General features: G+C 75.3%; 12 protein-coding genes and 2 riboswitches. Of the genes, 2 read left to right on the forward strand and 10 right to left on the reverse strand.

What is annotated here, in order from left to right:
- Positions 1–20: 20 nt before the first annotated feature.
- A riboswitch (SAM riboswitch) is annotated at positions 21–134 on the reverse strand.
- 118 nt (positions 135–252) lie between these two features.
- Positions 253–351: riboswitch (SAM riboswitch) on the forward strand.
- Between the two features lie 6 nt (positions 352–357).
- Together CUD01_RS02280 and CUD01_RS02285 are read left to right on the forward strand one after the other, a co-directional pair.
- Positions 358–777 carry a rhodanese-like domain-containing protein gene (locus tag CUD01_RS02280; RefSeq protein WP_141318379.1) on the forward strand — a complete coding sequence of 140 codons (420 nt, stop codon included), beginning with the start codon at positions 358–360 and terminating at the stop codon, positions 775–777.
- Positions 774–2,027 (forward strand): O-succinylhomoserine sulfhydrylase, encoded by a 1,254-nt coding sequence (locus CUD01_RS02285; RefSeq protein ID WP_244937613.1) that lies wholly within the window; start codon positions 774–776, stop codon positions 2,025–2,027. Before CUD01_RS02280 ends, CUD01_RS02285 begins: the two co-directional genes overlap by 4 nt.
- 103 nt (positions 2,028–2,130) lie before the next feature.
- Here the strand turns inward: CUD01_RS02285 and CUD01_RS02290 are convergent, their stop codons facing one another.
- The 10 genes from CUD01_RS02290 to CUD01_RS02335 form a co-directional block, all read right to left on the reverse strand.
- Positions 2,131–2,664, reverse strand: coding sequence for a hypothetical protein (locus CUD01_RS02290; RefSeq protein WP_141318381.1), 534 nt, complete (start codon positions 2,662–2,664; stop codon positions 2,131–2,133).
- 197 nt (positions 2,665–2,861) lie between these two features.
- Complete coding sequence (locus CUD01_RS02295) at positions 2,862–3,848, reverse strand: GNAT family N-acetyltransferase (RefSeq protein ID WP_141318383.1); 987 nt, start codon at positions 3,846–3,848, stop codon at positions 2,862–2,864.
- A gap of 3 nt (positions 3,849–3,851) precedes the next feature.
- Positions 3,852–4,547: a phosphoribosylformylglycinamidine synthase subunit PurQ gene (purQ, locus tag CUD01_RS02300; RefSeq protein WP_141318385.1), complete on the reverse strand. Its 696-nt coding sequence runs from the start codon at positions 4,545–4,547 to the stop codon at positions 3,852–3,854.
- Positions 4,544–4,804: a phosphoribosylformylglycinamidine synthase subunit PurS gene (gene purS / locus CUD01_RS02305; RefSeq protein ID WP_094180957.1), complete on the reverse strand. Its 261-nt coding sequence runs from the start codon at positions 4,802–4,804 to the stop codon at positions 4,544–4,546. Before purS ends, purQ begins: the two co-directional genes overlap by 4 nt.
- 43 nt (positions 4,805–4,847) lie before the next feature.
- The gene (locus tag CUD01_RS02310; RefSeq protein WP_141318387.1) at positions 4,848–6,023 is read right to left on the reverse strand and encodes a hypothetical protein; all 1,176 of its coding nucleotides are present in this window, start codon (positions 6,021–6,023) and stop codon (positions 4,848–4,850) included.
- Complete coding sequence (locus CUD01_RS02315) at positions 6,023–6,358, reverse strand: PadR family transcriptional regulator (protein ID WP_174773802.1); 336 nt, start codon at positions 6,356–6,358, stop codon at positions 6,023–6,025. Before CUD01_RS02315 ends, CUD01_RS02310 begins: the two co-directional genes overlap by 1 nt.
- Before the next feature lie 41 nt (positions 6,359–6,399).
- A complete protein-coding gene (locus CUD01_RS02320; protein ID WP_141318389.1) occupies positions 6,400–7,323 on the reverse strand; it encodes a diacylglycerol/lipid kinase family protein in 924 nt (307 codons plus the stop codon).
- Entirely contained in the window at positions 7,320–8,057 is a 738-nt protein-coding gene (locus CUD01_RS02325) for a phosphatase PAP2 family protein (RefSeq protein WP_141318391.1), read from the reverse strand. The genes CUD01_RS02320 and CUD01_RS02325 overlap by 4 nt, the downstream gene beginning before the upstream one ends.
- Complete coding sequence (locus tag CUD01_RS02330) at positions 8,057–8,800, reverse strand: phosphatase PAP2 family protein (protein ID WP_141318393.1); 744 nt, start codon at positions 8,798–8,800, stop codon at positions 8,057–8,059. Before CUD01_RS02330 ends, CUD01_RS02325 begins: the two co-directional genes overlap by 1 nt.
- A 58-nt stretch (positions 8,801–8,858) precedes the next feature.
- On the reverse strand, positions 8,859–9,350 hold a 492-nt coding region (locus CUD01_RS02335), incomplete at its 5' end, for a phosphoribosylaminoimidazolesuccinocarboxamide synthase (protein WP_280525797.1).

Genomic DNA, 9,350 nt, shown 5'->3' on the forward strand with positions numbered 1-9,350 from the left:
CGGGGACCCCGGGTCCGGGCATCCCGCGCTTGCCGGCACCGGTCGGTGCTCGGCCTGGTCGTCACCCGGGGCACCCCACCGCGGAGGAGGGTTGCCGGCCAGCGAGCCGGGGCTTCGCGCTGGCGCTCATGACCTGACCGAAAGGGTGGCGAGCCGGGCGAGCGGCTGTCAACGCGGACACCCGTCCGTCTCGCCACGCGGAACGCGTGTCCACGAGGTGGATGTGGTCGACGAAACGGCGTTACGCTCCTCGCACCATCCAGAGCGGCCGAGAGATCTGGCTCGACGACGCCGCAGCAACCCGCAGGCCCCGCGCCTGGCCGAGGGTGCTACCGCCAGGACCGATGGAGGAGCGACATGGCCGGACCCTACGCAGGCGACCTCACCCCGCAGCAGGCCTGGGACCTCGTGGCGTCGGACGAGCGAGCGCTGCTCGTCGACGTGCGCACCGAGGCCGAGTGGCAGCAGATCGGCGTCCCCGACGCCGCCGACGCGGGCGAGCGCGCCGCGTTCGTGCAGTGGCTGACCCCGGCCGGCCCCAACCCCACGTTCCTCGACGAGCTCGCGGCGACCGGGCTCGAGCCCGGCGACGGCCGCCCCGTCGTGTTCCTGTGCCGGTCGGGCGTCCGCTCGGTCGCCGCCGCGCAGGCCGCGACCGCCGCGGGCTACGGCCCGGCCTACAACGTGCTGCGCGGGTTCGAGGGCGACGTCGGGCCCGACGGGCAGCGCGGCCACTGGGGCTGGCGCGCCGAGGGCCTGCCCTGGCGGCAGGCGTGAGCGCACACGCCCCGGGCCCCGGCGACTGGGACGCCCGGCGGGTCGACCGCTCGACGCTGCGCCCGGACACGCTCGCGGTGCGGGGCGGGCACGTCCGCTCGCAGTTCGGCGAGTTCGGCGAGGGGCTGTTCCTCACGCAGGGCTTCACCTACGACTCCGCGGGGCAGGCCGAGGCCGCGTTCGCGGGCGAGGTCGACCGGTTCCTGTACTCCCGCTACAACAACCCGACCGTGTCCACGTTCGAGGAGCGCCTGCGCCTGCTCGACGGCGCGCAGGCCTGCTACGCCACCGCGTCCGGCATGAGCGCGGTGTTCACGGCGCTCGCCGCGCTCGTCGGCTCGGGCTCGCGGATCGTCGCGGCCCGTGCGCTGTTCGGGTCGAGCGTCGTCATCTTCGACGAGATCCTCGCGAAGTGGGGTGTGCGCACCGAGTACGTCGACGGGCACGAGCTCACGCAGTGGGAGGCGGCGCTCGCCACCCCGGCCGACGTCGTGTTCTTCGAGACGCCGTCGAACCCGATGCAGGACCTCGTCGACATCGAGGCGGTCTCGCGCCTCGCGCACGCGGCCGGCGCGGTCGTCGTCGTCGACAACGTGTTCGCGACCCCCGTGTTCTCCCGCCCTCTCGACCTGGGCGCCGACGTGGTCGTGTACTCCGCGACCAAGCACATCGACGGGCAGGGCCGTGTGCTGGGCGGCGCGATCCTCGGCTCGGCGGACTTCGTGGGCGGGCCGGTGCAGACGCTCATCCGCAACACCGGGCCGTCGCTCTCGCCGTTCAACGCGTGGGTCCTGCTCAAGGGCCTCGAGACGCTCTCGATCCGCGTGCGGCACCAGGCCGCGTCCGCGCTCACGCTCGCGCGCTGGCTCGAGGAGCACCCGGCGGTCGAGTCCGTCCGCTACCCGTTCCTCGAGTCGCACCCGCAGCACGACCTCGCGCGGCGGCAGCAGTCCGGCGGCGGGACGGTCGTGACGTTCACGCTGCGCACCCCCGAGGGCGCGACGCCGGAGCTCGCGAAGAAGACGACGTTCGGTGTGCTCGACGCGCTGCGCGTGGTCGACATCTCGAACAACCTGGGTGACGCGAAGTCGATCGTCACGCACCCGGCGACGACGACGCACCGCAAGCTCGGCCCCGACGGGCGCGCCAGGGTCGGCATCGGTGAGGCCACGGTCCGCTTCTCGGTGGGTCTGGAGGACGTCGACGACCTGCGCGACGACCTCGACCAAGCCCTCAGCACGCTGCGCTGACCCGCCGCCACCACCTCTCCGCTGGGGCCCCCACCACCCCACCCGGCCGACGCCGGGGTTGCTCCGGCTCCGACGTCCCAGAACCGGAGCAACCGCGGGGTGGTCAGGTGAGCGTGCGGGCCAGGGCGGCGGCGTGGCGCCGCGAGCCGCCGACGAGCGCGAGCTCGACCCGGTCGACGCCCGCGCGGCGCGCGACCTGCGCCGCCTCGGCGGCGAGCGCGTCGAGCGGCGCGACGAGCATCGTCGCGTCCACATGCCACGCGAGGTGGCTGAACGCCGCCGCGTAGGCGAGGTGGCCGCGACGACGAGCCGCGTCGCGCGCGTCGTCGGCGACGACCGTCTCGACCTCGAGCACGACGGTGACGTCGCTGCGCGGGCGGCCCAGCGCGGCCATCTCACCGTCGAGCATCGCGACGAGCGCGCGCACCGCCGCGTGCGTCGGCAGACCCGCACCGTGGCGGACGCGGATCACGTCGGCGCGGGCGGCCGCGAGGGCGAGCGTCGTGGGCACGAGCGTCGAGTCGTCGATGACGAACTCGGTGACGTGCCGCGGGGTGGCGGCGGCGAGCGCGACGGCGGCGGGCCGCGCGGGGGACGTCAGGTCAGGGGTGCGTACGTGCGCGAGGGGCTGAGCCACGGGAGGAGGTCCTCGGGTCGGACGGGGTGCGCGACGAGGGCCACGGGGCCGCGGGCGCGCGCGAGCGTCAGCTCAGCGACAACACACCCGGACCGAGAACATGGCGGACAGGGTAACCACGGCGGCGCGGCTGTGACCACCCCGCGTCCACGATCCGGCAGCCGTCACCCCGGGACGGCACCCCCGCCGCGTCGAGCTCAGCGGAGCGCGCGCCCGAACCAGAGGGTCAGGAAGTCGTCGGCGTGGTCGGTGTACGGCGGCACGGGCCGGTAGCCCGCGGACAGGTACAGGGTCACGGCCTCCGGCTGACGGATGCCGGTCGCGAGCACGGTGCTCGTGAACCCGCGGGCGAGCGCGTCGTCGTGCGCGGCGGCGAGCAGCGTCCGCGCCACTCCGGCCCCGCGAGCCGCGTCGCTCACGAACATCTTCTTGAGCTCGACGCTCCCGTCCGGCTGACCGGGGCGCGGCGCCCGCAGGGACAGGCAGCCCACCGGCGCCCCCGCGACCCGCGCCAGCCAGGTGGTGAGCACGCCGACGCCCTGGCGGGCGTCGTCGGACGCGAAGCCGAGGTCGGGCGCGTCGGGGACCAGCTCCGGGTAGCGCTCGACGTTGAACGCCCACATCGCGCGCCGCAACCCTCGCGCCTCGTCGTGGTCCCAGGGCACGGTCTCGAGCGCGACGTCCGCGGCACCGATGGAGCGCCGCGACGAGGTGCGGGGGCCCGCGGGGACGTCCTTGGCGAAGCAGCGCGAGAGCGGCTCGTCGGCGTACTCGGCGTAGTTCGGGATCGACCGGTACCCCAGCGAGAGGTACAGGCCGATCGCCTCGGGCTGCAGGACGCCGGTCTCGAGGACCAGCCGCGTGCAGCCGTGCGCGGGTGCGAGCCGCTCGAGCTCGAGCATGACCCGCCGCGCGTGGCCACGCCCGCGCGCCCGCGGCGCGGTGTACAGGCGCTTGACCTCGCCCACGCCCGCGCCGAGGTCTCCGGACGCGTCGCGCAGCGCGACGCACGCGACCGGCTCGTCGCCGTCCCGCAGGACGACCATCGCGACGATCCCGTCACCGGTCATCGTGTGGCCGGTGCCGTCGTCGCCGTACCGGTCGCGCAACTCGGCCTGCTGGGCGGTGCGCAGCGTGGCGGCGGCCGGGTCGTCCCAGTGGACGAGGTCGAGCGCGACCGTCATGCGTCAGCCGACGAGCGCGTGCAGCACCGAGGTGAAGAACCGCAGGCCGTCCGTGCCGCTGCGCGGCCCCTTCGCGCCGTCCGGCCCGAACCCCGCCTCGACGGCGTGCTCAGGGTGCGGCATGAGCCCCACGACGTTGCCGCGCGCGTTGCTGATGCCCGCGATGCCGCGCCGCGACCCGTTCGGGTTGTGGTCCTGGTAGCGGAACACCACCCGACCCTCGCCCTCGAGCTCGTCGAGCGTGCGCTCGTCGGCGACGTACTGGCCGTCCTGGTTCTTCAGCGGGATCGTGATCCGCTCGCCGAGCGTGTAGTCGCGGGTCCAGGCGGTGTCGACGTTGTCGACCGACAGCACCTGCTCGCGGCACACGAAGTGCAGGTGGTCGTTCTTGATCATCGACCCGGGCAGCAGGTGCGCCTCGGTGAGGACCTGGAAGCCGTTGCAGATGCCGAGCACCGGCAGCCCGCCGTGCGCCGCGTCGACGATCTCGGTCATGACCGGTGCGAACCGGCTGATCGCACCGGCGCGCAGGTAGTCACCGTACGAGAACCCGCCGGGCAGCACCACGGCGTCCACGCCGTGCAGGTCCGCGTCCGCGTGCCACAGCGCGACGGGCTCGGCACCCGCGAGGCGCACCGCCCGCGCGGCGTCGCGGTCGTCGAGCGTCCCCGGGAAGGTGACGACGCCGATGCGGGTCACGCCGGGACCTGCTCGTCGGCGTAGACCGCGACGACGTCCTCGATCACGGGGTTCGACAGGACCTGCTCGCCGGCCTCACGGGCCGCGGCGAGCACCTCGTCGGTGACATCGCCGTCGACCTCGAGCTCGAACCGCTTGCCCTGGCGCACGCCCGCGAACTGACCGAACCCGAGCCGGCTCAGCGCGGCGGCGACGGCCTTGCCCTGCGGGTCGAGGATCTCCGGCTTCGGCATGACGTCGACGACAACTCGTCCCACAGGTCTGCTCCTGGTTGCGCGGTGGCTGGGGTTCGCCGCGAGTCTACGACCCGTCCCGTGCGGCCGACCGCGCCGACCGCCGGTCGGACACGGCGTCGGGCACGACGTCGGGCACGGCGTCGGGCACGACCGCCGCACGGGGGGTGTCCGTCGCGGGCACGCGCCCGACGGCGAGCGCGAGGACGTCGACGAGCGCGAGCTCCCGCCCGCCCCCGGGCGACGCGGCACCGTCCAACGCACCGTGCCCCGCACCGTGCAGCGCACCGAGCGCCGCGGCCGACACCAGGAGCACGACGAGCCCGCACGACGCGACGAGGTAGGACAGGCCGGGCGCCGCGGAGCGCTCGAGCGCGACGAGCCAGACCAGCAGGCCGACGACGAGCAGGGCGGCGAGCCCCGTCGCGCGCCCGGCCGGGACGACGATGCGGTGCGGCTGGGCCGGCAGCGCCCGGCGCCGCCGGCCCCGCAGCCCGGCCACGACGACGACCGCGAGGACGAGGCCGAGGAGCACGGCGCCGACGAGGATCCCCACCCCCAGTGCTCCGGGTCCGCCCGGTGCGACCGCGTCGACCTCGACGCACGCCCGACCGCACGGGGTCACCGCGATGTGGCCGGGTGCGGTGAGCACCACGCCCAGGGCCGCGGCGGTCGCGACGAGCGCCCCGACGGCGACGCGGCGCAGCGCGGGACGGGCCGCCACGCGCCGCCGCGGGACCCACGCCCAGGCGAGGTCCCACGGCGTGGGCGGCTCACCGGGTTGCGCGACGAGGTGCTTGGCCCGGCGACGCTCACCGTGCAGCTCGCGGCGCAGCAGGACGACGGGGAGCATGAGCGCGGCGACGACCGTGAACGAGAGCTCGCGCATCAGGGCGGCGGCGATCGCGAACGGCATCGCCGACCAGACCAGGTCGCCGACCGCACCGGCGACGGAGTGCTGCTCGTCGTGCGCCCACCCGCGGTGGCGGGCGGGGATGCGCGCGTCGAGCATCCGGTACGCGGCGCGGGTCCGCAGCGGAGGGCCGGTGCGCACGCGCGTCGCGAGCCCCGCACGGACGAGGCCGAGCGCCTCGGGGACGCTCACGCGCCCGGGGTCGGCGCCGGCCTGCTCGTCGTCCGCGAGGTCGGCGAGCAGGCCTGCCACCTCGTGCTCGCGCGCGGCACGCCACCGCGGCGGGTACGCCGCGAGGCACCAGCGCAGCGGGACGCCCCGGCGCGCCATCACGCGCCACCGAGCGCGGGACGTGCGGCGAGCACGCGCCGTGCGCGGGCCGCGAGCTCACGCAGCCGTTCGGTCTCCGCGGTGACCTGGGCGAGCCCCTCGTCGGTCAGGCGGTAGTAGCGCCGCAGGCGTCCGTCGACGACCACCTCGTCGGACATCTGCGCCCAGCCGCGCTCGACGAGCCGGTCGAGGACGCCGTAGAGCGTGCCCGCGCCGAGCGCGACCCGGCCGCCCGAGAGCGCCTTCACCTCGCGCAGCACGCCGTACCCGTGCCGCGGCTCGTCCGCGAGCGCGAGCATGACGAGGTACGTCTGCTCGCTGATCCCTGTCGCCATGCTCGATATATATCGCTGATCGATACATGGGACAAGGGCCCTCAGTCGCGCCCGCGCACCTCGTGCGCCTCACGCGCCACCCGCACGGTGAGCGCACCCGCTCGCACGCGCGCCTCCACCTCGCGATGGTCGCCGACGGGGTCGCCGTCGAGCTGCGTCGCGATCGGCCGGTCCGTGCGCACGCGTACCGCCGCGCCCTGGTGCCGGTCGAGGTGCCGGTGCCCACGCCCCGACGTGACGACCGTCGCGAGCGTGCGCGCCCAGCCGACCAGGCCGCGCGGCGCGACGACCGCGACGTCGAGCAGGCCGTCGTCGAGCCGCGCGTCCGGCATGAGCTCGACGCCGCCCTGCAACCGCCCGCTGTTGCCGATCACCACGGCCCGCGTCGTGCGTCGCACCGGCGACCCGCCCTGGACCTGCACGCGCGCCGTGAAGCCCCGCCCGACCACGGCCCGTAGCCCGCCGAGGATGTACGCCGGCCACCCGACGACGGCCTTGAGGCGCTCGTCGGTGCGCACCATCGTCTCCGCGTCCAGCCCCACCCCGGCCATGACCAGGAAGACGTGCTCCTCGTCGTCGCCGTCGAACCGCAGCGTCCCGACGTCGATGCGCTCGTCGCGCCCGTCGAGCACCACCTGCATCGCGTCCTCGACGTCGTCGGACGTCAGGCTCAGGGCGCGTGCGAGCAGGTTGCCCGTCCCACCGGGCAGCAGCCCGAGCGGGACGTCGCCCCCGGCGAGCACCTCGGCGACCGCGCGCACCGTCCCGTCGCCGCCGAACGCGCACACGAGGTCCGCGCCCTGCTCGAGCGCCTCGCGCGTCTGGCCCGACCCGGGGTCCTCGGGGGTCGTCTCGAACCACAGCGGCCGCTCGAGGCCGTGCCGCTCGCACACCGCGTCGAGCCGCGGTCGCGCCTCGACGACCTCCTGCTTGGCGGGGTTCGCCACGATCGCCACGCGCGTCATCGCCGGCCCTCCACGATCTGCGGCTCCTGAGGCTCCTGCGGCGCGCGCTCGCGGGTCGGCCGGAGCCAGTACCAGCCCAGCAGCGCGCACAGCACGCCGTTGGCGCACCCGACGAGGACGTCGGTCGGGTGGTGCATCCCGCGGTACAGCCGCGAGGTCATGACGAACAGCGGCACGAGGAGCAGCACCACCGTGAGCGAGACGCGCAGCCACGTGCGCTCGATGCGCTGCGCCATGAGCGCGAGCGTCACGTACAGCGCGGTCGAGGCCCCCGAGTGGCCGCTCGGGAAGCTCGACGTGGGCGGTGCGTGGTCGAGCTTCGGCACGTCGGGGCGGCTGCGCCCGACGAGGCTCGACGACGCGAGGAACACCATGACCTGCGCGCCGAGCGCCACGCCGGGCACCACGGCGTACCACCACCGGCGCGTGCGCCACCAGACCGCGGCCACGACGACGAGGCACACGGCGATGATCGCGCCGGTGTTCCCGACGTGCGACGCGAACGCGGTGAGCGAGTCCAGCGCCGCGGTGCGCTGGTCGACGAACCAGCGGTTCACCCCGTCCTCGGCGTCGGCGACGCCGCTGAGCGAGCCGCCCAGCAGGAGGCCGAGGCCCACGACGACCGCGCCCCACAGCACGGCGGGCGCGAGCACCCGCAGGGCGAGGTCGCGCGCCGCCTCGCGTGGCGTGGGCCGGGTCACGACGTCGGGGTCCCAACGGTGCGGGTCGAGCATCAGGCGGCACCCTTCTCGTCGTGCGGGCGGGACTGCGGCTGGTACCAGTGCCGGAACGCGAGGTACGACGCGAGGGCGAACCCCACGCCGAGGAGCATCCCCGCGACCACGTCGCTCGGGTAGTGGACGCCGAGCATGACGCGGTCGAGCGCGGTGAGCAGCGTGAGCACCGCGGCGGTGCTCACGGCCGCGACCCGCAGCCCGCGCGAGCGCAGCGCGGGCCACACCAGCAGGACCAGCACGGTCGTCATGAGCGCGGTGTTCGTCGCGTGACCGGACGGGAACGAGTACCCGTGCGCGACCTCGACGGGCTCGTCCAGGACGGGCCGGGCGCGGCGCACGAGCTCCTTGAGGAGGTTGGACAGCGCCCAGCCCACCAGCACCGTGGCGCCGGCCCAGCAGGCGCGCGCCGTGTCCCGCGTGCGCCACCAGTACCAGGCGCACAGCGCGAGCACCGGCACGACGAGGTTGCGCGCCAGGAAGACGGTCTGCCACACGACGAGCGTGCGCAGCAGCCCCGGCTCGGCGGCCGCGAGCCGTGTGCCGGCCTGCACCGCTCCTTCGTCGAGGCGGACGAGCGGCGACCACTGGCCGCGCACGAGCAGGGCGACCGCGACGACGAGGACACCCGTCCCGACGCCGGTCAGGACCGCGAACGCGAGGCCACGGGCACCGTGCGCGGCGCGCGCGGGGTCGACCGGGCGCGGGGTGCGCCGGACGCGGTTCAGGAGCTGGCGGGTCACGCGGCACACCGTGCCACACGCCGCGCGAACCGGCCTGTCGAACGGGCTCCCGTCGCGGTCAGAGGGCCAGCGGCACCCCGGTGAGACGCTCGTACGCCTCGAGGTAACGCGCTCGCGTGCGCTCGACGACGTCGTGGGGCAGGGGCGGCGGCGGCGCGTCCGACGCGCGCTCCCACCCGGACGCCGCCGACGTCAGCCAGTCCCGCACGAACTGCTTGTCGAAGCTCGGCTGCGGGTGCCCCGGCTGCCACGCCTCGGCGGGCCAGAACCGCGACGAGTCCGGCGTGAGCACCTCGTCGCCGAGCGTGATCGCACCCGTGGCCGGGTCGGTGCCGAACTCGAGCTTGGTGTCCGCGAGCAGCACGCCGCGCTCGCGCGCGATCGCCTCGGCGCGGCCGTAGACCGCGAGCGTGAGGTCACGCAGCGCGGCGGCGGTCTCGTCGCCGACCATGGCCGCGACCACGGAGAACGGGACGTTCTCGTCGTGGTCGCCCAGCTCGGCCTTGGTGGCGGGCGTGAAGATCGGCTCGGGCAGCCGCGAGCCGTCGAC

Source organism: Cellulomonas uda (genome assembly GCF_006538705.1).
GTDB lineage: Bacteria > Actinomycetota > Actinomycetes > Actinomycetales > Cellulomonadaceae > Cellulomonas > Cellulomonas uda.